We start from the raw sequence: 25,711 nt of genomic DNA, 5'->3' as shown, positions 1-25,711 counted from the left end.
TAAATTTATAAGGTGTTCAAGAATTGATATAGATCCGTTTCTTTATCTAAATTCAGTTTCTTTTTTAAACGATATTTTGATTTTAATACGCTATCCGGTAAAACATTCAGCATGGTAGCAATTTCTTTGGTAGTAAGATTCATTCTTAAAAAAGACGCCAATCGTATTTCTTTTTCGGAGATTTCCGAGTAGATTGATTTGAGTTTATTATCAAAGTTGTTATGTACATCTGCGAAATAAGATTTAAACACTTCCCAATCTTTGTCTTCAGCGCTTTCTTTTTTTAATAATAATACCAAGCGTCTGAATTCTACTTTAAAAAGTTCTGGTGAGTTTTTAATACGTTCGAGGTTTTCTTTTAATTCCTGAATGAAACTATTCTTTTGCACTAAATGCAGCGTTTGCGAAGTCAGTTCTTTCTTTTTGAATTCGATTTCTTGTTTGTAAATTTCTTCTTGTTTTTCGCGCTCTATTTTGTTCTTTTTTATTCGTTGTTTAAATCCGAAGAATAGTAAGCCGGAGACAGCTATAAACGAGATCATACCTCCAGCATATAATGTTTTACGAAGATTGCTGATTTCTACCTGTTGGTTTAGGTTTTTTATTTCTTCTTTTTGCAAAGCAATCGCAGCTTCTTTTTTTTCGGTTTCATATATAATTTTGAGTTCCTCTATCTGCTGTGACTTTTTAGTATTGAATATGGTATCACTTATTGTTTTTAAATTTTTAAAATCACTTAATGAATTTTTAAAATCCCCAAGCTTTTCATAGGATTCTGATCTATTAAAATAGCCTATTTGTAGGTTTCCTTTTACACCGATTTCTGTGGCTAGTTTTATAGATTTATTTAAAAAAGCCTTAGCTTTAATTGGATTATTTATAGAATTATATGTTTTACCCAGATCATTTAATACTTCAATAATTTTATTTTTGTTATCTGTTTTTTGTAATATGGATAAACTTTGATCAAGATAGGTAGTTGCTTTTTTGTATTGTTTTATTCCCGTATGGGCTTTTCCAAGATTATTCAAAATTGTAGCCTCTAAGGTAGTTACTCCCATTTTCCTAGAAATAGGTAAACCTTTGTTTAGGTATTTAATTGCATTTTCATAATCTTTTAGATAAAAATATGAGTTGCCAATATCATTTAACGCTTGAGATTCGTATAATCTGTCGTTTTTTTCTTTGTAAATAGTAAGTGCTTGCTTATTATATTCTATGGATTTATCATAGTTTTTTAAGTAAGCCTCTATACTGGCTAAATGATTTAAAGCATCAGCTTTTCTAATTTCATCATTAATTTGCTCAAATATTCGTAAACCTTTTAAGGTTTCTCTTAGTGCTATATTATAGTTTCCTTGATATAAATTTATTGAGCCTATAAAATCGTAAGACATACCTAGTCCTGAAGAATCATTTAATTTGGTTGTGTAAATTTTAATATTTTCATGCAAAAGTTCGATTGCTTTTTGATAGTTTCCAGAAGAGTATTCCAAAATTGCAATTCCATGATTTACTCCTGTTATACCATCAAAATTTTGATTTTGATCATATATTTTGAGAGACTTTAAGTAAAATGTTTTTGAAGAGTCAATCTTATCTGTATTACTATAGTAAACAGCTAAATTGTTAAGTCCTTTAGCTATTCCTTTAGAGAAGTTGATTTTTTTTGAAAGCTCCAATTGTTCCAATGCATATTTTTTTGCTTTTTCCTGATCATTATAAAGGAAGTGGTCAAACAATGAATTAATTGTAATTGCTTTGATTGAATCTTCTTTTTGTGAGTGATATATGTTTAGCAAACTATCTAATTTTTTATCATTTTGGCTATATATATCCTGAAGACTAAAAAGAAATATGAACAGTATAAGAGTATAAAACTTCATAAAAGATGGTCATTTAGTTTCCATCTAAGTTAGGTAATAAATAGTGTAATTAGATGGTTCTGTCCATTTAGGAAATAGACATTTCTTTAATTAAAAGGCTTTTGAAATAGATTTTCTCCCTTACTATGAATCATTCAAACTATTGAAAACATTGAGAAATGTACCCTGTGAACCTACAATTAAACAAAAGAGAATAAGCTTGGGTAACTTATTGATTTTTAATGCATGTCCATACTTTGTCCATACCGAAAATTAGGCAAAAGGTGAGTTTTAAAATAGTTTTGACTCGTTGAATCAAAAAAACATAAATCATGAAAACTTCAATTTTAAAAATGCCCCAAGCGTTTATATTAGTTAGTTTAGTATGTTCTTGTATCGCATGCAGTTCTTGTAGTAAGGATGAAGATGCTATTCCAGGAGAACCTACTAATCCCGAAGCGAATACTATTAATGATTTTATTAATAATCTTGATTATGATGCTAATCAGTTATTGGGTGTTGAAGAAACTGGTGGAGAAGCATTATTGAAAACGCCAGGCGAAACTACTACGGATAACTCTTACGATACTGGAGTAGAAACAACCTGTGTTCGTGTAGATTATAATCTCAAAGCGAATTTCGAAGATGTGGCAATTCTACGACCAACTAGAGGAATCATTTGGCCAGGAGCATTAGTGGTTGGAAATGAATCTATGAGAGATGGTTTGCCAGAAGCATTTACCTTAGGTAGAGCACCAATGACAATCCGTTTAGATCTGCCAGGTATTGGTGAAGCAGGAAATATTAGAGTAGAAGATCCAATAAATTCTAATGTACAAGCTAAAATTGATGAAGCATTAGAATATTGGAATGCCAATGCCTATGATGAAGGATACACAAACCCATCTAATTCTTCTTATGCTGCAAGTACATCGTATAGCTCTAAACAAATGAGTTTAGAAGTAGGGATGAATACGGAGTGGGCAACAGGAGATGTTTCTGCACAGTTCAATTACGAAACTACATCTACCAGAAGAGTTGCTATTATGGTGTTTAAACAAGTTTTTTATACAATAACGATGGATACACCTGATAATCCAGCAGTTGTTTTTGGAGCTGATGTGCCCTTATCAAGAATAGAAGCTGCATTTAATTCTGATACTCCACCAGCATATGTGCATTCGGTAAATTATGGTAGGATTATTATGTTTAGAATGGAAACCACTGCCGAGGCTACAGAATCAGAGTTAACAGGAGCTTTTAACTATGCAAGTGGGGTAACGAATGCATCTGGAGATGTAGAAGCAAAATATAAAGAAATATTGAATGAGTCTAATATTACCACAGTAACGATTGGAGGGAACGCTGCAGTGGCTTCTGAAGCAGTTTCTGCTCAAAATTTCGGAGACTTACAATCTATTATTAAAGGAGAAAATGCGGTATATAGTAGGAACAATCCAGGAGTGCCTATAGCGTATACTATACGATTTTTAAAAGACAATAGTCTGGCTAAAATGGGGTATACTACAGATTATGTGGCATTAAATTGTACTACTGCGAAGCGTGAGCATAATCGAATAGTATTTAAGAACACAGTAGTTGATAATTTTAGAATAGGCATTGAATATAAAATAAAAGATGGAGCTAGTGTTCCTTATGCGAATATTGTTTGGGTGGAAAATAAGGTAGATGGGGAGAATACTACAATTACTCCACCAGATGGTGCTTACGATATTTATTATTATATAGATCGAGCAAAAGCGGGTACCGGTTATGAAAACAAATGGACGGATAATATAGGAGGATATGTTCACGATTATGAAGATTGTTTTGAATCTTATCGAGATTTCTTGGAAGTGAAAGTAAGAACCTGCCAATAAAAAATAGCATTATCCTTTTGTAAAGTCGGTGTCTAAAGTTGTGATTCAACAACTTGATGCCGGCTTTTTTTGCAAAAAAAAGCTCAGCACCTATAGGTTACTGAGCTTTTTCAAAAGGTTTATAAAAGTTACTACTAATTATTTGTAGGTATTCCTATTTGAGTACCAATAACACTAGCATCAGGTTGTGTAATAACAGGACAGTTGATAATGGCTCCTGTAGCCGTTAATAGATCTGATAACGAATTTGCCAATGGGCTAGGATTTGCATTTCCTCTAAAAGGAATTAGAACTCCTTCTTCGAGAAGTTGATTTACTTGGTCAAAACTTCTTAAGATTGGACGATCTGATTCTGGAATTGTAAACTCAGTTACATGTGCATCCCACATAGGAGCATATCTTGTGTCTCTAGGATCTATTGGAAATGTATTTGTGGGATCTTGTACTTGTTGATCACTTAAAGAAGCCGTATTTAAGCCTTGTACCCCAAAACCATCAGTATCAGTTGTTCTACCATTTGCTGTAGGACTAAATGGCAACATGGACCCTCCTGGGAATAGACCAAATGTTGGTAAATTAGCTAACCTTGGAGCAAAAACTCCTAATTCTATAGCTGCAGGTCCTGGATCTGACGTGTCAGTAACAATATGAAAATAGTATGGTTTACCGGCTTGCCATCCATCTAAAAGTTGCATTACAACTGATGCCTGATCAATAGCTAAATTAGGATTGTTTAAGTCGTCTTGATCTTCGATACTATTTCCGTTTGGATTTGGAATTCTATCATGGATACCAGTACTGTTAGCTACTAATTGTGCGTTAACAACTACACCACTTGGTAATACTACATAAGAAGACCATTTAGAATCTGCAATAGCACCAGGGTTAGCTTCTGCAGGAGGGAAACCGAATAACAATCCATCAGGCGCTCCAGCTACTAATGATCTTTTTGGAGAAAAATCTACAGATCCTTCAAAAACTAATCTTCCGTTACGATTAAAATATGCTTTTTGCTCTCCTCCAGACCCTACTGATGCGGCCATTCTAGGAGAAAAAATAACACCTAGTTTTTTGGCCATAAATTTGTCAGAAGCTTCTGTAATTACATAATACCCTTTTCTAAGGTTTCCATCAGGCAATGTTTCCCAACCTTGAAACATTGGAAATCTAGCTGTAGGTCCAGCAGGAACAACTGATCTGTCAATTCTATAATCAATTCCTAAAACACTAGGTAAAAAAACATTTTGTGATTCTGTAAATCTAAGTGCGGGGTTAAATACATTAAATGGGGTTCCTCCATCTTTACGAATGGTAGTTAAAAGAATTTTAGCTTCTTTTAGCGCTCTTAAAGATTGAAATAGTCCTTTAGATTGAGCTTCTTTTTCTAAAGCGTCTTCAGCTGTTTCACTCGTTGTTAATTGTTCTTCAGTAACCACAGTGTCGTCTGTGCTACAGGCCATAAATAATGAGATAGTGAAAATACTTAAAAGTATGGTTTTAAAATTTTTCATTTTTTGTGTTTTTAATAGTTATATTCTGAAAAAAATAAATAGAAAAACAATTGGCCAATCGTTTTATATAAGGGTCTTAAGATCTTACCTAGTTTGAGACGACATCGATATTTTGTACTTACAGGAGGTAATGTTAAAATGAGAAAAATAATACTTTCGAAACCAAAATAAATTTATGTAAATAACTGATTGTTAGTACTTTGTTTTTAATTTCAGCAAGGATAATTATTTTTTAAAATTAAGTTTTTAACAAATAATTATTATATTTTTTCACTTTTTAAGAGTGTGTGAAAATTTTGTAAGTGTTAGGTAACTAACATGTGGTATTGTTATTTTTGTTTTTTTTATAGGAAGGTTTTTTAGATTTTCTGTTTTATAAAGAATCTAAAAATCTCTAGTTATAAAAAAAGGAATTACTATAAATTTTAATTCAATTTATAGTATACAGAATCGTTTTCTAAAGCGGTTAGTAATTCTGGAGAAATATTAACTTTTTGTTTTCTACTTGGCATATGTAATTTTAGTTTTTCCGCCATTTCGAAGATTACAAAATTCAACGTATGATTCCCAGAATGCTCGGTTAATAGTTCTTTTAAACCATCAATACGCTTATCAGAAAGGTCATTAATATCTAATTGTATTGTTAGTTTTCTGGCATACGTTTCCATAACATCGTGTAATAACTGAAAGCTATTAAATTGTATTCTTGGATCTCCTTTTTTACCAGTATCTCGATTTACCCAGCCTTCTTTAATAAAAGCTTTCGCATAAACAAAAGTACTTTGTACTAGAAATGGTCTGTGTTTCAGGTAGTCTTCACCAAAAATTCTAAATTCATGGGCGGTATTATAATCTTCGATAGTAAAGGTTGCCCAACCTTTTCCGTTTTTAGAAGTTCGATGCTCTACACCAGTAATTACACCTCCAAATGAGATTTCTCGGTTCAAGTTATTTTCTAAATCCGCAAAATTTAATAGCGTTCCATTGCAGAAATATTTCATTTCGTATTTAAAATCATCTAATGGATGACCAGATAAATAGATTCCTACTACTTCTTTTTCTCTGGCAAGTTTTTCCATGGTTCCCCATTCTTCGCAAGGGGGAACTACAGGTTCAGGTATTTGTACATCACTAGCTTCTCCGAATAAGCTTACTTGAGAAGAGTTTTCATTTTCTTGATACTTAGATCCATATTTCATAGCTTTCTCAAGAAACGTAACGCTATCTCCATCTTGATGAAAATATTGACCTCTATGTGTTTCTAAGAATGAGTCGAAACCTCCTGCAAGCGCTAGACTTTCAAATGCTTTTTTATTGGCAGCACGCAAGTCAATTCGTTTTGCCATGTCAAAAATAGATTTGTATGGACCATCCTCTTTTCTGTTTTCTACAATAGTAGCTACAGCTCCTGTTCCTACACCTTTTATTGCTCCCATACCAAATCGAACAGCACCATCTTTGTTTACAGAGAACTTTCTGTAAGATTCGTTAACATCTGGTCCCAATACATCTAATTTCATGCGTTTACATTCTTCCATGAAAAAAGTAACTTGCTTAATATCGTTCATGTTATTAGAAAGTACAGCAGCCATGTACTCCGCAGGATAATGTGCTTTTAGGTAGGCTGTTTGGTAGGCAATCCAAGCGTAGCAGGTAGAGTGGGATTTATTAAATGCATAGGCAGCAAAAGCTTCCCAATCTTTCCATATTTTTTCTAATTTGTCTTCGGCGTGACCCTTTGCAGCGGCTTGTTCAATGAATTTTGGTTTCATTTTATCCAAAACAGCCTTTTGCTTTTTACCCATCGCTTTACGAAGTACATCGGCTTCACCTTTAGTGAAATCCGCAAGTTTTTGGGATAGAAGCATTACTTGCTCTTGGTATACTGTGATTCCGTATGTTTCTTTTAGGTATTCTTCGCAGGCTTCTAGGTCATATATAATTTCTTCGGTACCGTGTTTTCTATTAATAAAACTAGGGATATATTCTAAAGGACCTGGACGATACAACGCATTCATTGCGATAAGATCAGCAAAAACAGTAGGTTTAAGTTCCTTCATGTATTTTTGCATTCCCGGAGATTCATATTGGAATACTCCAACTGTTTCTCCTCGTTGGAACAAAGCATAAGTTTCTTCATCATCTAGTGGGAAATTCTCTGGGTCGAGATCTACATCATGTTTTGCTTTTACAATTTTAACCGTATCTTTTATTAGAGTTAGTGTCTTTAACCCTAGGAAATCCATTTTTAGTAATCCAGCATCCTCTACAACAGAATTGTCAAACTGTGTACAGTACATGTCGGAATCCTTTGCTAAAGCAACCGGAACAAACTTTGTAATATCATCGGGTGTAATAATGACTCCACAAGCATGGATTCCTGTATTTCGTACTGAACCCTCGAGTATTCTTGCTTGATTTAAGGTTTCAGCTTCTAAGTCATTCCCTTCAGCAATTTTAAGAAGTTCGTGTACTTTTTCTAGCTCATCACTTCTAAACTTCTTTTTTAATGTAGCTTCATCTACTCCAAATATTTTACCTAGTTTGGACATGTTAGGGATCAATTTGGCAATACGATCTGAGTCTCCAAGAGGTAGATCAAGTACACGAGCAGTATCCCTTATAGAAGATTTTGCTGCCATAGTACCATATGTAATAATTTGCGCTACTTGATTGGCGCCATATTTTTCAATCACATAGTCCATTACTCGTCCACGTCCTTCATCATCGAAATCAATATCAATATCGGGCATACTTACACGATCCGGATTTAAGAATCTCTCAAAAAGTAAATCATACTTAATTGGGTCTAGATTAGTAATCCATAAACAATAGGCAACGGCAGATCCTGCTGCAGACCCTCTTCCTGGCCCAACAGAGACTCCCATATCTCTTGCGGCGCGTATAAAATCTTCTACAATTAGGAAATACCCAGGGTATCCTGTTTTTTCAATTACCTTTAATTCAAAATCTAGTCTTTCATCTATAGAAGGAGTGATTTCTCCATATCGTATTTTTGCACCTTCATAAGTGATATGTCTTAGATAGGCGTTTTCTCCTCTTTTACCTCCGTCTGCCAGATCTTCTTCGAATTGAAATTTTTCAGGAATATTAAATGCTGGTAAAAGTACATCTCTTGCTAGTACAAAAGGCTCTATTTTGTCAATAACCTCTTGTATGTTAATAATAGCTTCAGGAAGATCTTTGAATAAATTTTTCATCTCCTCAGAAGATTTAAAATAATATTCTTGGTTTGGTAGACCGTAGCGATATCCTCTTCCTCTACCAATTGGCGTAGCCTGTTTTTCTCCATCCTTTACACATAAAAGAATATCGTGGGCATTGGCATCTTCTTTTTCACAATAATAAGTATTGTTAGAGGCAATGGTTTTGATATTGTGTTTTTTGGAGAAATCTATCAGAACTTGGTTTACACGATTTTCATCCTCTTGATTATGGCGCATAACCTCTATATACAAGTCATCTCCAAACTCTTCTTTCCACCACAATAAAGCTTCCTCTGCTTGTTTTTCGCCAATGTTTAATACTTTACTCGGAACTTCTCCATAGAGGTTTCCTGTGAGTACAATGATATCCTCTTTATATTGTTTAATGACTTCTTTATCAATTCTTGGTAAATAGTAGAATCCATCTACAAAACCTATAGAAGACATTTTTGCTAAATTGTGATATCCATTTTTGTTTTTGGCAAGTAAAACTATTTGATAACCGTTATCTTTTCTCGTTTTATCTTTATGATTTTCACAAACAAAGAATTCAACACCCACGATTGGTTTTATTTCTACACCTGTAGGTTCTTCGCCGTTTTCTATAGCTTCTGCATTTGCTGATTTTACACTTTTATTGTGATTTGTAACAGCAGAAACGAAATGAAAAGCTCCCATCATATTAGCATGATCTGTCATCGCTACTGCTGTCATTTTATGTTTGGCAGTTTCTTTTACTAAATCAGGAATACTAGTGGTTGATTGTAAAACGGAAAATTGAGTATGATTATGCAGGTGTGCGAAGTTTACAGAATCCAGGGCGGCAATATTATCCTTAATTTCTTGTTGAGAAATATCAGAACCACCTTGTTGATTCAGTGCTTCCTGTATTTTTTGAGAAGCTTTCTTTAGATTTATGTGCTTAAGACCTATTAATTGAATAGGCTCTTTATTAATTTCTTTAAAGTTTTGGAAATAATCTGGTTGTACGTCAAGTTCTTCTTGAGTAAAAACTTGTTTACGTATTAGTTCCAGAAAACACCTAGTGGTAGCTTCTACATCAGCTGTTGCGTTATGTGCTTCTCCAAATGCAGTTCCAAATAAATACTGATGTAATTCTGTTAACGTTGGAAGTTTAAATTTTCCTCCACGTCCTCCGGGAATCTGACATAAGCTAGCAGTAGTTTCTGTACAGGTATCCAGAACGGGTAATTCTTGTAGTGCATTGTCAACACCAAGTCTGTAAAACTCAGCTCCCATAATATTAACATCAAAGCCAACATTCTGACCTACAACGAATTTAGTTTTTGATAAGGCGATATTAAATTTCTCTAAAACTTCTTCTAGAGTAATACCATCTTGTTCTGCTAGAGCAGTGGAAATCCCATGTATTTTTTCTGCGTCATAAGGAATGTTAAATCCTTCAGGTTTTACTAAATAATCTTGATGCTCGATACAGTTCCCCATTTCATCATGTAATTGCCAAGCAATCTGTATACACCTTGGCCAATTATCAGTGTCACTTATAGGAGCATCCCAGCGTTTAGGTAAACCTGTGGTTTCGGTATCAAAAATTAAATACATAAAAAGATCAGTTTCGAGAAAGTTCAAGCTTCCAAAGGAAGTGATTCACAAAAATAACCAAAATGATAGGTTACATTGGTTAAAAGTTATTCAGATTTATTAACTATTAATGTCTGAAGTATTCTTTGTGATATTATTAAAGATGAAGAAAACATAAAAGGTGCTGAATAAATACCAATACTTGTAGTAAGTAAAAAGCGTTCACTAACTGGGTTAGTGAACGCTTTTCGAATTATAGTTGAGTTGTGATTAATATCCGTACTCAAAACGTCCCTCGGTAACAACTACTCCACTTGTAGTGGTGAATTCAAAACTACCACTGATACATTTTGTTTCAGTATCATGAGAAGTTATTGTCAATGTTCCGGAGACAGCTGATGCTTTATCATTGTATAAACTGTAAGTAGCACTGTAAGCGCCTGATCCAGTTAAAGAATGCTCTCCAACAGTTACGTCAATAGGGAAAACAATCGTTATTTCTTCATTTTCATTACTTGCTTTGATCAATATAGAAGGATTGTTTACTCCAAATGGTATAGCATCGTGATCATCAGTAATCATTTCATTACCATTAATCATAGCGACTAAAGAAGCATTGAGTAGACAAGGATTTATTTCTGGATCTTCTTCCTCTTCCTCTTCTTCAACATTTATGATAATTTCTTCCTCCTCTTCTTCTTGTACTTCGGGAACAAAATTTTCAATTGGTAATCTGTAAAACCATCCATTTCTAAAACTTACGGATTTACCATTTGTTCCTTTTAAGTCTTCAAAATAGAAATTACCAGAAACTTGATTGTTGTAGATTTCTGTTATTACAATTTGTCCGTTGCTTATTCCATTCTCCGAAATAAACTTTATGTCATTTTCTTCAAAACTTACAGTATTAATAGCTTGTTGTTCTAGTCTATAGGTTCCTACGTCTGTTGATGAAGTGGTAAAACTTATAGATTCAGTACCTGTATTACCTACAATCACTAATGTGCCATCATCATGGATTATAGCTTTCTTGATCTCTGGTCTAAATAATTTTCCGTCAATAGTAGCTTGTAAACCGGGTGTGTTAACCTCGATATCAGTAGTACAAGAATTAAGAAAAAGGCATATAATTGCCAGTATTGGAGTAATTTTTTTAATCATACGCTTGGGGCTTTAAAAAATCTAGATACAGATAACTGTAACTAAAATTACTTATGCAAACATATCATGAAAATCTGTATAAAACAATTTTTTAGCAAACAAAATCACTTTTTTAAACGATTAATGTCAAAATAATATCGATGAAATACACAAAAAATAATATTTAACGTTCAAAAAGTAAGTTTTTACGGTTTTTGATTTATGTTACTTATTTGCTTTCAAGAGTTCGTTTTTTAATAAGACTGGTATTAGGTAAATTTCTATTAGAATTAAAGATTAATTATTTTGAAGCTAATTTGCTAAAAATGATTACATTTGCGCACTTAATTATAATCGGGGTCGAGTACCCAAAAATTAATTCATATGTCTGTTAAAATTAGATTACAGAGACACGGTAAAAAAGGAAAACCTTTTTACTGGATCGTAGCAGCTGATGCTAGAGCAAAAAGAGATGGTAGATTTTTAGAAAAAATCGGTACTTACAATCCAAACACTAACCCAGCAACAATTGACTTAAATGTAGATGGTGCTGTAAAATGGTTACAAAATGGAGCGCAACCTACTGATACCGCTAGAGCTATTTTGTCTTATAAAGGAGCAATGCTAAAAAACCACCTTGCAGGAGGTGTTAGAAAAGGAGCTTTAACTGAAGAACAAGCTGAGGAAAAATTCAATGCTTGGGTTCAGGAAAAAGAAGGTTCTGTAACTGCTAAGAAAGATTCTCTAGCAAAAGCAGAAGCTGATGCAAAAGCAAAAGCTATTGCTGCAGAAAAAGAAGTAAACGCTAAGCGTGAAGCTGAAGCCGCTGAGGCTGAGGCTGCTGCAAAAGCGGAAGAAGTTGCTGCACAGGCAGCAGAAGAAGTAACTGAAGAAGCTAGCAACGAGGAAGAATAGTTGCATTACTAACGATGAAGAAAGAAGATTGCTTCTATCTAGGCAAAATCGTAAGCAAATTTAGTTTTAAAGGTGAGGTATTGATAAAACTTGATACTGATGAACCTGAAAATTATGTAAAAATGGAATCAGTTTTTATTAATTATAATAAAAACTTGGTTCCATTTTTTATAGAAAAAAGCTCACTTCATAAAAGTGATTTGCTTCGAGTGAAATTTGAAGATGTAGACTCAGAAGAGGATGCAGATGATCTAATGAAATCAGAAATATACTTACCCTTAAATCTTTTGCCAAAACTGGAAGGAGATAAATTTTATTTCCATGAAGTGATAGGTTTTAAGATTGTAGATGCTGCTTTTGGGGAGGTAGGTGTTATTAAGCATATAAATGATAGTACTGCTCAAGCTCTTTTTGAGATTGATCGTGAAGGTATTGAAATATTGATACCAATGAATGATGAATTTATAGATAAGGTAGATAGAAAAACAAATACAGTTTTTGTACGTACTCCAGAAGGATTGATAGATCTATATCTTTAATATATGTCTAAACCATTTCGTTTTAAACAGTTTACTGTACATCAAGATAGGTGTGCCATGAAAATAGGAACTGATGCTGTTTTATTAGGGTCTTGGGTTCCTTTATCAGATAATGTGTCTTCCGTCCTTGATGTGGGAACAGGAACCGGTGTGATTGCTTTGATGATGGCTCAGCGTTCTTATGCCGAGATTATTGATGCTGTGGAGATTGATGCTGCTGCATATGAACAATCAGTGGAAAACTTCGAAGCTTCTGATTGGGGTGATCGTTTATTTTGTTATCATGCTTCTTTTCAGGAATTCTTTCAAGAGATCGATGATAAATATGATTTATTAATTAGTAATCCCCCATTTTATACTGATACTTATAAAACTGAAGATGCTACTCGTGCCATAGCTAGATTCGAGGATGCGCTTCCATTTGAACATCTTTTTATAGGAGCTTCCCACTTACTTTCTGAAAAAGGTAAGTTTGCGGTTGTGCTGCCTTTTAAAGAAGAGAATAACGCCATAAACATTGCTAAAAGTGCGGGATTGTTTCCTGAAAAGATAACAAGGGTTCAGGGAAACCCTTCTTCTGATATTAAGAGAACTCTGTTGTTGTTTGGTTTTGATCAAGTTGATTTCGAAGAAGATATCTTGGTTGTTGAAACTGATAGGCATCAGTATACTTCTAAGTATATAGAGTTAACTAAAGATTTTTATTTAAAAATGTAAATAAAAAAGAGGAGCTATAAATAACTCCTCTTTTTCCAAATTCAATCACTCTACGAAGTTTAGTCTATATTTCTATAAACAAACACTCTTAAAGATTTTTAATACGGTTAACTTTTGCCAATCCAGTTTCCTTCAGCATCACATAATACTTCAACTGTTTCACCATCTTCTTTTGTAAGTTCTAATTTAAACTCAGATGCATCTTCTTTTGCAGCAGCTTTACTTATCGTTGCACCTGCAAAATCTTTTGCCACAGCGTCAAGTACTGGTTGAGGTAAATTTTCAACAGCTAATTCGATATATTTTTCTTGAGTAATAACTTCTACAGTTTCATCAGAAGATGTTTCCTGTGCATTTATATTCTGAGTTCCTAATAAAAGTCCAAAAGCTAATACTGGTAATACAAATAAATTTTTCATTTTGTTTTTAGGTTTTAATTATTCTTTATTTCGATGATTAGTTAATTGGAATAACTATGCCAGAGGATGTTTTTAGACAGTTTTGAATTTAAAATACTGATAGATAGTGTTTTAAATAAAATATTAATAATGTTAAGGGTATCTAAAATGTGTAGAAATAAAGTGAGTAATGCGGAAATTTGCAACAAATTACTTGGGTTCTATACTTATAGATTACTTTGTATACATTGTGTCAACAATTAAATTTTACCTATAAATTATCCTCAGTGTTTTATAATATATTTTAAGAAGTCAAAAAAAATTGGTTGCTCTTTTTTCATTAATTACATTTGTTAGCGGTTTAATAACCATAATTTTGAAAATAGTATAAAATATAAATAGAAAATATAATGAAGCCCGATCTTTTTGAAGCACCAGACTATTATAATTTAGATGAACTTTTGACCGACGAACATAAATTGGTTCGTGATGCTGCTCGTAGTTGGGTAAAACGAGATGTGTCTCCTATTATAGAAGAATATGCGCAACGTGCAGAATTTCCTAATCAAATTATTAAGGGATTAGCAGAAATAGGAGCTTTTGGGCCTTATATTCCAGAAAAATATGGTGGAGCAGGACTGGATCAGATTAGTTACGGCTTAATTATGCAGGAAATAGAGCGAGGAGATTCTGGAGTACGTTCTACGGCATCAGTGCAATCTTCATTAGTGATGTATCCAATTTGGAAATATGGAACTGAAGACCAACGAAATAAATACCTTCCTAAGTTAGCGTCTGGAGAATTTATGGGATGTTTTGGGCTTACGGAACCTGATCATGGATCTAATCCAGGCGGGATGACAACTAATTTTAAAGATAAGGGAGATCATTATTTACTCAATGGGGCAAAGTTATGGATATCAAATGCTCCTTTTGCAGATATTGCTGTAGTTTGGGCAAAGAATGAAGAAGGAAGAGTTCACGGACTTGTTGTAGAAAGAGGTATGGAAGGTTTTTCTACACCAGAAACACATAATAAATGGTCATTACGTGCATCTGCAACTGGAGAGCTTATTTTCGATAATGTAAAAGTGCCAAAAGAGAACTTATTACCAGGAAAAAGTGGATTAGGAGCTCCGCTAGGTTGTTTAGATTCAGCTCGTTTTGGGATCGCTTGGGGAGCAATAGGGGCAGCTATGGATTGTTATGATACCGCATTACGATATTCTAAGGAAAGAATTCAGTTTGATAAACCAATTGGAGGTACTCAGTTACAGCAAAAGAAATTGGCAGAAATGATTACTGAAATTACTAAAGCGCAGTTACTAGCTTGGCGATTGGGAGTGTTAAGAGAAGAAGGAAAAGCTACCTCTGCACAAATCTCTATGGCAAAGAGAAATAATGTCGATATGGCGATAAAAATAGCACGTGAAGCTAGACAAATTCTCGGAGGAATGGGGATTACAGGAGAATATAGTATTATGAGACATATGATGAATTTAGAGAGTGTAATTACCTATGAAGGAACTCATGATATTCATCTTTTGATAACTGGTATGGATATAACAGGAATTGCAGCGTTTAAATAATTGATAATTTAAGGAAAACACAAACGTCTTGAAATAGTAAGATGTTTTGTGCTAATATTTTTGTGGTTTAGAAAATAGTTTTAATTATGAAGATAATTGGACATCGTGGAGCAGCTGGATTAGTTGCAGAAAACACAGTAGAGTCTATAGCTGAGGCTTTTAAATATAATGTTGACGGAATTGAAATAGACATTCATAAATGTAAATCAGGAGAGCTTGTTGTAATCCATGACGAAACCTTAGAGAGAACAACAAATGGTAAAGGGAAAGTTTCTGAATTTACTTTACAGGAATTGAAAAAATATAGAACAAAAGAAGGGTATAGAATTCCAACACTTAATGAGGTGCTAGATTTTATAAACGCCAAATGTATACTTAATATTGAGCTAAAAGGAATTGGAACTGCTGGTCCAGTCATGGAGCTTTTAGAACGACGAATAAAAGATTCAGATTGGGATTATGATGATTTTATCTTGTCTAGTTTTGATCATTCTCAGCTGTTTCAGATAAAATCGAAAACTTTCAAGTTTAAATTAGGGGTTTTGACGGAAAAAAATATTCCATCAATACTTAAGGTTGCAGAAGTACTAGAAGCATTTTCTGTCCATCCACCAATACTTTCTTTACAAAAAGAAGAAGTCACTTCAGCGAAGAACAATGGGTTTAAAGTGTATACATGGACCGTAAATGATTCGTCTAAGATAAAGTCGTCAAAAACTTGGAAGGTTGATGGTATCATTACAGATTTCCCTAATTTTGCTTAATGCAATATGATTTCTTAATAATTGGTGGAGGTGCCGCAGGGTTTTTTACAGCTATAAATGTGGCAGAAAAGAATCCTAAGCTTAAGATAGGGATTCTAGAAAGAGGGAAAGAGGTCTTATCCAAAGTAAGAATTTCGGGAGGAGGAAGATGTAATGTTACTCATGCAGAGTTTGTTCCGGATGAATTAAGTAAGAATTACCCTAGAGGAGAGAAAGAACTTATAGGTCCTTTTCATACTTTTATGACTGGTGATACTATAGAATGGTTTAGTAGTCGTGGAGTAGAATTAAAAATAGAAGACGATGGAAGAATTTTTCCTGTTTCTGATTCTTCACAGACTATTATTGATTGCTTCCTTTCAGAAGCAAAAAAACTTGGTATTGAAGTTTTAAAAAATCATGTGGTCAAAAACTTTCATAAGGAAGAAGAAATTTGGAAGGTAATTACGAATCAAGGTGATTTTGAAGCTAAAAAATTAATGTTAGCTACTGGAAGCAATCCTAAGATATGGACAAAACTTAATGAGTTAGATCTTAAAACTATTGATGCCGTCCCATCATTATTTACATTTAATATAAAAGATAGTAGAATTAAAGAATTGCCAGGAATCGCTACAGAAGCTTCGGTGGCAGTAAAGAATTCCAAATTGACTAGTGATGGTCCTCTGCTTATTACGCATTGGGGTATGAGTGGTCCCGCTATACTTAAATTATCTGCTTGGGGCGCGGTAGAGTTGAATTCCTATCAGTATAATTTTGAGATTATTGTTAATTGGCTACAGGATTATACTAAAGAAGAGGTGGTAGATGTGCTAAAATCACTAAAAAATAAAAACCCTAAGCAACAGGTTTTTAAATATGCTCAATTTGAATTACCAAAAAGGTTATGGCAAAGCTTAGTTCTTACGTCTGGGATACATAATACTACTCGATGGGCAGATATTAATAAATCTCAATTATTTAAATTATCAGAAGAATTGACTCAAGGAGTTTTTAAGGTCAAAGGGAAGAGTACCTTTAAAGAAGAGTTTGTTACCGCTGGTGGAATTGATCTTAAGGAGATTAATTTTAAAACTTTTGAAAGTAAGAAATATAAGAATCTATACTTCGCTGGAGAAATATTAAATATTGACGCAATTACAGGAGGGTTTAATTTTCAGAATGCCTGGACAGGTGCGTATATTGCTGCTCAAGCTATTATATCTTAAATATGAATACATACATAGTCTTATTGAGAGGAATTAATGTTGGGGGTCATAAAAAGATTAAAATGGCTGATCTTAAACAGCTTTTTTTAAACTTAGAATTTACTTCGGTGGTTACATATATCCAAAGTGGTAATGTTATTGTTCAACATAGTTCAGAAGATATTCGATCGTTAGAAATGAGAATTAGAGTTGGTATTGAAGAGCGGTTTGGTTTTGATGTCCCTGTTTTGATGATTACTTATGAAAAATTAGATAAGATACTTAAGAATAATCCATTTATTGATAAAATAAAAGATGATGAGCTTGAAAGTAAAAAAATGTATTTTATGCTTCTATATGAGCATCCAGATATAAAAGTTTCAGAAGAACTGTCTTTAGTTTCGTTTGTTCCAGAAGAGTTTAGTATAACCAAAGATGTAGTCTATTTATTCGCTGCAAATGGTTATGGTAAAACAAAGCTTCACAGTAATTTCTTTGAAAAGAAACTAAAGTGTCAAGCCACAGCTAGAAACCTTAAAACAATGAATAAATTATTGGAATTAAGTTCTTTATCTAAATAAGTTGTATAAATACTTCTCGGAAATCTGTGTAAAATTTCGTATATTAAAAAGGTTTAACCATTACCTTATACACTATGAAAAAAATTACACTAATACTTATTATCGTTTTTATCTATAATAACGCATATGTTGCTCATGCGAATGACAAAGAACCTATAAAAAAATTATTGATGGATTATATCAATAAGATTAATGATTTAGAAAGAGGAGCAAAAAAAAATAGTGTTTTATATCTATTTGATGAGAAATATAGTGGAAATACAGTTTATGTTAATCTATCAGGAGCTTTGGTAAGAAAAGATTACGATAAAAAGAATATTTCTTCGCAATTGGATGATATCATTAATGATGATAATTATAGTTTTAAACTTACATTGGACAAAGTTGTTTTTCAAAACCAAAAAGAGAATGCAGGAATCATTTCTGCAGTGGTTAATTTTGAGTCATTTATAGATAAGAAATTAGCGGAGAGGGGAACCATGTTGATGGACTTGGTGGGTGTAAAAGTTAATGAGAGGTGGAGGATTGTTCAAAATAATATGGTGAGGGTTTCAGAAGCAAAAGATATAGGAGAATGTGTTTGCTATATGTATGGAAATGGAGACACTAAATTTGTTACAGAAGTTTATTTTCCTGCAGGATTAGAATACGATCAAAAATTAGAGTCTTTTCAGATTACTAAAAAGGATGGAGTAAGAGTTATTAAATCCCATAGTGATGAATTTTCTTGGAAAGGAAACGGAGGTGTCTATTATAAAGGTAAGTCTATAGGAAAGACAAAGGAACCCAAAAAAGCAATACAAGCAGCGGTTAAAAAATTATATAAAGATTCCTGCGTAGATGTAATATTTAATTAGGCTAGCTCATATATAATACAATAATAATAATAAAAGTATCCTATCGATATATGTCTGTAGGATACTTTTATTATTGTTGTGTTTTTTTTAAATCAATCTCTAAGAAACCCTTTCCAGGATATTTCTATTGCTTGATTAATATGTTTATCTAATAATTTCACTTTTTCATTTTCGTGAATTTTTACTAGGGATACGACATTTCCAAAAAACAATTCTTCCATAACCATGGAGTTATATGATTTGAATACTTTTTGCCGAATACCTGATTTAAAATAATTCTCGATCTCCCCATAATATTGTCTCGCTTTATCTTTTAAGGATTGTGGAATTTCTGGAGATCTTGCAATCTGTTCAGAAAACACAAAAGCTAATGGGTTGTTCACGAAATAATGAAATAGATTAAGCCACATAATTGAAAACTGCTTTTTAATATCGTCCTCAGGGACATTACGCATAACAACAGTTCCAAAATCTTGAGTAAGCATTAAATAGAGTTCCGTAATAATTTCCTCTTTATTCTTAAAATGGTGATATACAGTTCCATTGGCAACACCAGATTCTTTAATAATTTGCGAAAGAGAAGTTGCCCGTATTCCTTGTTTTGTGATTAATTCTAAAGTTGTCTGTAAGACAATTGACTTTTTGTTCATAAAAATTTTTATTCCTTCATTCTTGGTTTAGTTAAGTTGCCAAATAGCAAAATTCAATGCAGTTGCATAAGCAACCCATATCAAGTAAGGGATAAGTAGGTAAGCGGCTGTCGAGTTAACAACTTTAAACCACCTGATTGTAAACAATAAAAGGATAAACAGGGCAAGTATATCCACAAGTGCAATCAATGGATTACGTAATCCAAAGAAAAAAATGGACCACGCAGCATTGAGTAAAAGTTGAAACCCAAAATGATATAACGCAGTTTTTACCCATTTATGATAAAAACCTTTACTCCAAACAATTCCGGCAGCAATTCCCATCATAATATATAGGACTGTCCATACTGGAGCAAAGAGCCAATTTGGGGGCGTAAAGGAAGGTTTTTGCAGTCCTGGATACCAAGTGGTAATCGATGTTTGCGTAGCAATACTACTGAAAAAACCAATTACTAAGCATAACAAAACGGCAATACCAATACGCAGTATTTTTTTTTTCATTCGAATTAGTTAGTTAAATACTAAAATAGCAATTTATTTTTACTAGCTTACTTTTAAAAGCATATAACAACTTATCTTTGCCAAAATTATTTTTTACGTTATGGGTGATTATAGTCAGTTTGTCACTAAAATATCTTCTGTAGTTCTTAATAAAGGATCTATTTCTTGTACATCACCGAGTAATATTGCCTTAGTGAAATATTGGGGAAAACGACCAGTGCAATTACCAGAAAATCCTTCTATAAGTTTTACGTTAGATACTTGTAAAACTGAGACCATATTAAGATATGAAAAATTAGAAAGTATTTCTGAAAATTTTCAATTCGAGTTGTTTTTTGAAGGAAAACCCAAACCAGATTTTAAACCAAAAATTCAAAGTTTTTTTCAAAGAATAATTACCTACGTTCCTTTTCTTAAGCAGTATAAGTTTATAATAGAAACAAGTAATACATTTCCTCATAGTAGTGGAATAGCTTCTTCTGCAAGTGGGATGAGTGCTTTGGCATATTGTTTAATGCAGTTAGAAAAACAGCTAAACCCTGAGATGACCGGCGACGAGTTTGTTCAGAAAACTTCCTTTTTATCTAGATTAGGATCAGGAAGTGCTAGTAGAAGTATAGAAGGGCCGATTACAGTTTGGGGAGCGCATAAAAATGTAGAAGGAAGTAATGATGCATATGCAGTAAAATTTCCTTATACCATTCACGAAAATTTTAAGAATTATCAAGATACTATTCTTCTTGTCGATAAAGGAGAAAAACAAGTGAGTAGCTCTGTTGGTCATGATTTAATGCATGGCCATCCTTTTTCTTCTGAAAGATTTAAACAAGCAAACGAAAATATAGATAAACTTAAAAGTATTTTAATTTCCGGAGACTTGGATAAGTTTATTGAAGTGGTGGAAAGTGAAGCATTGACCTTGCATGCAATGATGATGACTTCTTTACCTTATTTTATTCTTATGAAACCAAATACATTATCTGTTATTAATAAGATTTGGGAGTATAGAAAAGAGACAGGATCTAAAATTTGTTTCACCTTAGATGCTGGAGCAAATGTTCATATATTATATCCAGATTCGGAGAAGGAACAGGTAATCGACTTCATTAAGAGAGAGTTAGTTGTATATTGTGAGAAAGGACAGTATATTTGCGACAAAATAGGATTAGGTGCTAAATTGTTGTAACTTTATCCTAATTAGTTAGACAAATTGGATATAAGGAATACGAACAGATGAAAGGACCACTTTTTTACTCTAAGATATTATTGTTTGGAGAATATGGTATAATTAAAGACTCAAAAGGGCTTTCTATACCCTATAATTTCTTCAAAGGAGCTCTAAAAGTATCTGATAATCCAGATGAAGAAGCGACTAAATCCAATAAAAGTTTAATTGATTTCACTAGTTATTTAGAAAGTGTTCAAGATAAAAATATCGTAGAATTCGATTTAGAAAGGTTGAAAAACGATGTGGCATCTGGGATGTATTTTGATAGTAGTATTCCTCAAGGATATGGAGTAGGAAGCAGTGGAGCACTTGTAGCAGCAATTTATGATAAATACGCTACGGATAAGATTACGGTTCTAGAAAATCTTACCCGAGATAAATTGTTGAAGTTAAAAGAGATTTTCGGATTCATGGAATCATTTTTTCATGGCAGTAGTTCTGGTTTAGATCCTTTAAACAGTTATTTAAGCCTTCCTATTCTAATTAATTCTAAAGATAATATAGAACCTGCAGGAATTCCGTCGCAAAGTGTAGATCATAAAAAGGGAGCTGTATTTTTATTGGATAGTGGTATTGTAGGAGAAACTGCTCCGATGGTAAGCATTTTCATGGAAAGCATGAAGCAAGAGGGATTTCGATCAATGCTTAAGAATCAGTTTGTTAAGCATACCGATGCTTGTGTTGATGACTTTTTGAAAGGCGATATAAAATCATTGTTTTCTAATATTAAACAGTTGTCTAATGTTGTTTTAGATAATTTTAAGCCAATGATTCCTAAGCAGTTTCATGCATTATGGAAAAACGGAATAGAAACTAATGATTATTATCTTAAACTATGTGGTTCTGGAGGCGGTGGTTATATATTAGGTTTTACCCAGGATTTTAATAAAGCCCAAACTGCATTAAAAGATTATAAATTAGAAGTGGTATACAACTTTTAATAGATCTACAGTAGGATGTTTTCTAGAAAAAATAAACTCATCCTACTCAAATTATTGAGTCTATTTTCTATTGTTAGAGGATATAATGTGCTCATTATTGTTTTAGCACAATATCTTACTTCCATCTTTATTCTAGCTCCTCACATTCCTTTAAGAGAAGTGCTTTTTGATGCGAACTTATTTGTTATTGTTTTAGCATCTGCAAGCGTAATTGCAGCAGGATATATTATCAATAATTTTTATGACAGGGAAAAGGATCTTATAAATAGACCTCAGAAAACAATGTTAGATCGTTTAGTAAGCCAACGAACTAAATTAACTGGATATTTCGTGCTTAACTTTCTTTCAGTAATATTAGCTAGTTATGTTTCTTTTAAAGCGGTATTGTTTTTTTCTTTGTACGTCTTTGGAATATGGTTATATTCTCATAAGCTAAAAAGAATGCCGTTTCTAGGTAATTTCGTAGCATCTACGCTGTCAATTACTCCTTTCTTTGCTGTGTTCATTTATTATAAAAACTTTGATGAGGTGGTTTTTGTTCATGCTACCTTTTTGTTTTTAATGTTAGTGATGAGAGAAATGGTCAAAGATCTTGGGAATCTTAGAGGCGATGTAGCTCAAAATTATAAAACGATTCCAATTATTTATGGAGAATCAGCTTCGAAAAAAATGATTAGTTTATTAGTGTTAGCTTCGTGTCTGCCTATTTATTTGCTACTTACAAAATATGAAGTAGGCTATATGTATCTTTACTTTTATGTTTGTCTAACATTATTGTTGCTATTTCTAATAGCGTTATGGAAATCAGATGGAAGAATACATTATGTTTGGTTGCATAATATTTTAAAATTAATCATTGTATCTGGAGTATTTAGTATTATACTAATTGATGTTAATATGATACTGGATAGACTTCTTTGGTAATAAAAAAAAGCAGCTATATCATTCGGATATAACTGCTCTTCTAAACAAGGTTTGTTTTGGTAAGTTTTTAAGCTTCAGGGTTTAATACTTTTAGCTTAATCTTAAATACTTTGTTACCAGTTTTGATAGCGTCAGTGTCAACTTTTTTGTAGTTTAATCTAGACTTTACGTACTGTTCTATTGCCTGTTTTTCTGAATCTACTGTAAGGATTACAATTTCTCCTTTAGCATTTAAGATAAATTCAATGTTAGCTTTAATTTCGTTACTCTCTAACCTAATTTCTGGTCTGTCTAATAAAAGAGCAATTTCGTTTCTTAGTTTTTGCTCTGAAGTTTCTTTAGTGTTTTTGTCATTTGCAAAAATTTGAGTTGTTGCTAAAATGGCTACTACTAATACAATTAATTTTTTCATTGTTACGTGTTTTTATTTGAGTTATAAAATTTTATTTGTTTTAATTTTACAAGACAAATGTAGAACCGATACGTAATTATTTTTGAGTTTATATTTTATTAGAATGTATTGCTAAGTTTACCTTTGCGTAAAAAAGAGAACGTTTTAACATAAATTGAACTTTGAATAATATATACTTTTTATAAGTTTACTTTGGGAGTATTTAGGAGGATTGATTTTTTTGATGTTAAATTCTCAAGTCTTAATCTTATTGCGATACGAATAATTGAATTTTTGGACCTTTTTTAATGTTACCATAATGTTAAGTAATGGTTTAACCGTAAAGCGATTTTTAAGATTTAAGTATTTGAAAATCAATTTTTTGAATGTTAATTATTCGTTAACTAAACTCTTAATAATTTGTAAACATTAACTATAAATCTGGATAAATTTAAAAATCAATTTTAGACATTCTTTATGAAGGATCAATTACTTACTGTGGCTTTAGCTCAGATATCGCCAGTTTGGTTGGATAAAAGGGCTACAATAGAAAAAATAAAAAAATCAATTATTGAAGGGGCACAAAAAAAGGCAGAGCTTATTGTTTTTGGAGAAACGTTACTGCCTGGATATCCTTTTTGGGTTTCACTAACCGATGGAGCTCAGTTTGACAATAAGATCCAGAAAGAAATTCATGCTCATTATGCTCAGAATGCAGTAGTTATAGAGCGAGGAGATTTAGACGGAATTTGTGATTTAGCAAAAGAGAATAGTATAGCAATCTATTTAGGTGTTATCGAACGACCCTTGGATAGAGGAGGTCATAGTTTATATGCATCTTTAGTATATATAAATGGGGATGGAGAAATTAAATCTGTACATCGTAAGTTACAACCAACTTATGAAGAAAGATTAACTTGGGCTCCTGGAGATGGTAACGGGCTTCGGGTACATCCACTTAAAGCATTTACAGTAGGAGGTTTAAATTGTTGGGAAAACTGGATGCCATTACCTAGGGTAGCATTATATGGACAAGGAGAAAACCTACATGTCGCAGTTTGGCCAGGAAGTGATTATAATACTAAAGACATTACTCGTTTTATAGCAAGAGAATCAAGATCTTATGTTATTTCTGTATCTAGTTTAATGCGAAAAGAGGATTTTCCTTCTACGACACCACACCTAGAAGAAATTTTGAAAAAAGCTCCTGATGTTTTAGGTAATGGAGGTTCCTGTATTGCTGGTCCGGATGGAGAGTGGATTTTGGAGCCTGTGCTTCATAAAGAAGGCTTGCTAATAGAAACTTTAGACTTTAATCGTGTATTGCAAGAACGCCAGAATTTTGATCCTGTAGGACATTACTCCCGACCAGATGTAACGCAGCTTAATGTAAATAGAGAGCGTCAAAGTACTGTTTGGTTTGGTGAAGAATAGTTGTCATTTCTAAAAACGAAACAACTATCTTTGCAAAAAATGTAAGATATGAGTCGTGGTGACAATTCCAATAGAGGAAAAGGAAGTGGAAGACAAGGTGGAAAACCTAATAGAAAATCATATAGTAAAGGTAAGGCTCCCATAAAGGGCAATAATAATTCACCTAAGAAGATTTCTGATCCCGATCAAATTCGATTAAATAAGTTTGTCGCTAATTCTGGAGTTTGCTCTAGAAGAGATGCCGATTTGTATATACAAACAGGAAGTGTTTGGGTAAACGGGAAACCAGTTACCGAAATGGGATATAAGGTTAAATTAACAGATGAGGTTAAGTTTGATGGTCGATTAATCACACCAGAAAGAAAAGAATATGTGTTGCTTAATAAGCCTAAAGGTTTTGTGACTTCTACAAGTCCGGAGAAAACAAGAACAGTAATGGATTTAGTTGCTAATGCATCCAAGGCAAGATTAAAACCAGTAGGTAGATTAGAACGAAATACCACAGGTTTGTTACTTTTTACTAATGATGTAGATTTAGAAAAGAAGTTAACTCATCATAAAACTGGAGTTCGCAAAATTTTTCATGTAGAGTTGGATCGTAATCTAAAGTTCGAGGATTTTCAGAAGATAGAAAAAGGTGTGCGATTAGAAGAAGGTTTTATTTCGGTAGATGAGATATCTTATATAGAAGGAGCTGCTAAAAATGAAATTGGGATACAATTAATGTCTTCAAAAAACGGTATCGTAACTAAACTTTTCGAACATCTTAATTACGGTGTTGTAAAATTAGATAGAGTTATTTTTGCTGGATTAACTAAAAAAGATCTGCCTAGAGGTCACTGGCGAATACTTACAGAACAAGAGGTGATTAATATGAAAATGATGTAGAATTTTTTTATTTTCGCGGAG

22 protein-coding genes are annotated in these 25,711 nt (G+C 32.9%); 14 read left to right on the top strand and 8 right to left on the bottom strand.

What is annotated here, in order from left to right; genetic code table 11:
* Window positions 1–5 precede the first annotated feature (5 nt).
* Window positions 6–1,886, bottom strand: coding sequence for a tetratricopeptide repeat protein (locus tag D1815_RS14590; protein ID WP_118387845.1), 1,881 nt, complete (start codon window positions 1,884–1,886; stop codon window positions 6–8).
* Between the two features lie 311 nt (window positions 1,887–2,197).
* On the opposite strand from D1815_RS14590, the gene D1815_RS14585 reads away from it, so the two are divergent.
* Entirely contained in the window at window positions 2,198–3,745 is a 1,548-nt protein-coding gene (locus D1815_RS14585) for a thiol-activated cytolysin family protein (protein ID WP_118387843.1), read from the top strand.
* 134 nt (window positions 3,746–3,879) lie between these two features.
* Here the strand turns inward: D1815_RS14585 and D1815_RS14580 are convergent, their stop codons facing one another.
* The 3 genes from D1815_RS14580 to D1815_RS14570 form a co-directional block, all read right to left on the bottom strand.
* On the bottom strand, window positions 3,880–5,256 hold the full coding sequence (locus D1815_RS14580) for a hypothetical protein (protein ID WP_233557521.1): 1,377 nt from the start codon (window positions 5,254–5,256) through the stop codon (window positions 3,880–3,882).
* A gap of 425 nt (window positions 5,257–5,681) precedes the next feature.
* Window positions 5,682–10,067, bottom strand: coding sequence for a DNA polymerase III subunit alpha (gene dnaE / locus D1815_RS14575; RefSeq protein ID WP_118387841.1), 4,386 nt, complete (start codon window positions 10,065–10,067; stop codon window positions 5,682–5,684).
* A 249-nt stretch (window positions 10,068–10,316) separates the two neighbouring features.
* Window positions 10,317–11,207, bottom strand: coding sequence for a DUF6252 family protein (locus D1815_RS14570; RefSeq protein ID WP_027394898.1), 891 nt, complete (start codon window positions 11,205–11,207; stop codon window positions 10,317–10,319).
* A gap of 363 nt (window positions 11,208–11,570) precedes the next feature.
* On the opposite strand from D1815_RS14570, the gene D1815_RS14565 reads away from it, so the two are divergent.
* Genes D1815_RS14565 through D1815_RS14555 form a run of 3 tightly spaced genes read left to right on the top strand, consistent with a single transcriptional unit; the run spans window position 11,571 to window position 13,357 of the window.
* Window positions 11,571–12,101, top strand: a complete 531-nt coding sequence (locus tag D1815_RS14565; RefSeq protein WP_027394899.1) for a 30S ribosomal protein S16 — start codon at window positions 11,571–11,573, stop codon at window positions 12,099–12,101.
* A 14-nt stretch (window positions 12,102–12,115) separates the two neighbouring features.
* On the top strand, window positions 12,116–12,640 hold the full coding sequence (gene rimM / locus D1815_RS14560) for a ribosome maturation factor RimM (RefSeq protein ID WP_118387839.1): 525 nt from the start codon (window positions 12,116–12,118) through the stop codon (window positions 12,638–12,640).
* A gap of 3 nt (window positions 12,641–12,643) precedes the next feature.
* Window positions 12,644–13,357: a tRNA1(Val) (adenine(37)-N6)-methyltransferase gene (locus D1815_RS14555; RefSeq protein ID WP_118387837.1), complete on the top strand. Its 714-nt coding sequence runs from the start codon at window positions 12,644–12,646 to the stop codon at window positions 13,355–13,357.
* A gap of 107 nt (window positions 13,358–13,464) precedes the next feature.
* Here the strand turns inward: D1815_RS14555 and D1815_RS14550 are convergent, their stop codons facing one another.
* Window positions 13,465–13,776, bottom strand: a complete 312-nt coding sequence (locus tag D1815_RS14550) for a hypothetical protein (RefSeq protein ID WP_118387835.1) — start codon at window positions 13,774–13,776, stop codon at window positions 13,465–13,467.
* A gap of 389 nt (window positions 13,777–14,165) precedes the next feature.
* Here D1815_RS14550 and D1815_RS14545 point away from each other — a divergent pair, with 389 nt between their 5' ends.
* The 5 genes from D1815_RS14545 (at window position 14,166) to D1815_RS14525 (ending at window position 18,733) form a co-directional block, all read left to right on the top strand.
* Window positions 14,166–15,344: an acyl-CoA dehydrogenase family protein gene (locus D1815_RS14545; RefSeq protein ID WP_027394903.1), complete on the top strand. Its 1,179-nt coding sequence runs from the start codon at window positions 14,166–14,168 to the stop codon at window positions 15,342–15,344.
* Window positions 15,345–15,430: 86 nt separating this feature from the next.
* A complete protein-coding gene (locus D1815_RS14540; protein WP_118387833.1) occupies window positions 15,431–16,108 on the top strand; it encodes a glycerophosphodiester phosphodiesterase family protein in 678 nt (225 codons plus the stop codon).
* Window positions 16,108–17,316, top strand: coding sequence for an NAD(P)/FAD-dependent oxidoreductase (locus D1815_RS14535; RefSeq protein WP_118387831.1), 1,209 nt, complete (start codon window positions 16,108–16,110; stop codon window positions 17,314–17,316). Before D1815_RS14540 ends, D1815_RS14535 begins: the two co-directional genes overlap by 1 nt.
* A gap of 2 nt (window positions 17,317–17,318) precedes the next feature.
* A complete protein-coding gene (locus tag D1815_RS14530; protein ID WP_118387829.1) occupies window positions 17,319–17,876 on the top strand; it encodes a DUF1697 domain-containing protein in 558 nt (185 codons plus the stop codon).
* 74 nt (window positions 17,877–17,950) lie between these two features.
* Window positions 17,951–18,733 carry a hypothetical protein gene (locus D1815_RS14525; RefSeq protein ID WP_027394907.1) on the top strand — a complete coding sequence of 261 codons (783 nt, stop codon included), beginning with the start codon at window positions 17,951–17,953 and terminating at the stop codon, window positions 18,731–18,733.
* A 92-nt stretch (window positions 18,734–18,825) separates the two neighbouring features.
* Here D1815_RS14525 and D1815_RS14520 read toward each other — a convergent pair whose 3' ends face one another.
* Together D1815_RS14520 and D1815_RS14515 are read right to left on the bottom strand one after the other, a co-directional pair.
* The gene (locus D1815_RS14520; RefSeq protein ID WP_027394908.1) at window positions 18,826–19,383 is read right to left on the bottom strand and encodes a TetR/AcrR family transcriptional regulator; all 558 of its coding nucleotides are present in this window, start codon (window positions 19,381–19,383) and stop codon (window positions 18,826–18,828) included.
* 27 nt (window positions 19,384–19,410) lie between these two features.
* The gene (locus D1815_RS14515) at window positions 19,411–19,884 is read right to left on the bottom strand and encodes a TspO/MBR family protein (RefSeq protein WP_118387827.1); all 474 of its coding nucleotides are present in this window, start codon (window positions 19,882–19,884) and stop codon (window positions 19,411–19,413) included.
* Between the two features lie 100 nt (window positions 19,885–19,984).
* Between D1815_RS14515 and D1815_RS14510 the strand changes: the two genes are divergently transcribed.
* Genes D1815_RS14510 through D1815_RS14500 form a run of 3 tightly spaced genes read left to right on the top strand, consistent with a single transcriptional unit; the run spans window position 19,985 to window position 22,977 of the window.
* Window positions 19,985–21,070, top strand: a complete 1,086-nt coding sequence (locus D1815_RS14510; RefSeq protein WP_118387825.1) for a diphosphomevalonate/mevalonate 3,5-bisphosphate decarboxylase family protein — start codon at window positions 19,985–19,987, stop codon at window positions 21,068–21,070.
* A gap of 47 nt (window positions 21,071–21,117) precedes the next feature.
* Entirely contained in the window at window positions 21,118–22,053 is a 936-nt protein-coding gene (locus D1815_RS14505) for a mevalonate kinase (RefSeq protein WP_027394911.1), read from the top strand.
* A 15-nt stretch (window positions 22,054–22,068) separates the two neighbouring features.
* Entirely contained in the window at window positions 22,069–22,977 is a 909-nt protein-coding gene (locus D1815_RS14500) for a geranylgeranylglycerol-phosphate geranylgeranyltransferase (protein ID WP_027394912.1), read from the top strand.
* Between the two features lie 67 nt (window positions 22,978–23,044).
* Here D1815_RS14500 and D1815_RS14495 read toward each other — a convergent pair whose 3' ends face one another.
* Entirely contained in the window at window positions 23,045–23,389 is a 345-nt protein-coding gene (locus tag D1815_RS14495) for a hypothetical protein (protein ID WP_051336268.1), read from the bottom strand.
* Between the two features lie 456 nt (window positions 23,390–23,845).
* Between D1815_RS14495 and D1815_RS14490 the strand changes: the two genes are divergently transcribed.
* Both D1815_RS14490 and D1815_RS14485 read left to right on the top strand, forming a co-directional pair.
* Window positions 23,846–24,802: a carbon-nitrogen hydrolase family protein gene (locus D1815_RS14490; protein WP_118387823.1), complete on the top strand. Its 957-nt coding sequence runs from the start codon at window positions 23,846–23,848 to the stop codon at window positions 24,800–24,802.
* A 48-nt stretch (window positions 24,803–24,850) separates the two neighbouring features.
* Window positions 24,851–25,690 (top strand): pseudouridine synthase, encoded by an 840-nt coding sequence (locus D1815_RS14485; RefSeq protein WP_108804982.1) that lies wholly within the window; start codon window positions 24,851–24,853, stop codon window positions 25,688–25,690.
* Window positions 25,691–25,711 lie beyond the last annotated feature (21 nt).

The organism is Aquimarina sp. AD1 (assembly GCF_003443695.1).
GTDB classification, from domain to species: Bacteria; Bacteroidota; Bacteroidia; order Flavobacteriales; family Flavobacteriaceae; genus Aquimarina; species Aquimarina latercula.
This window is presented reverse-complemented; position numbering and strand designations above follow the sequence as displayed.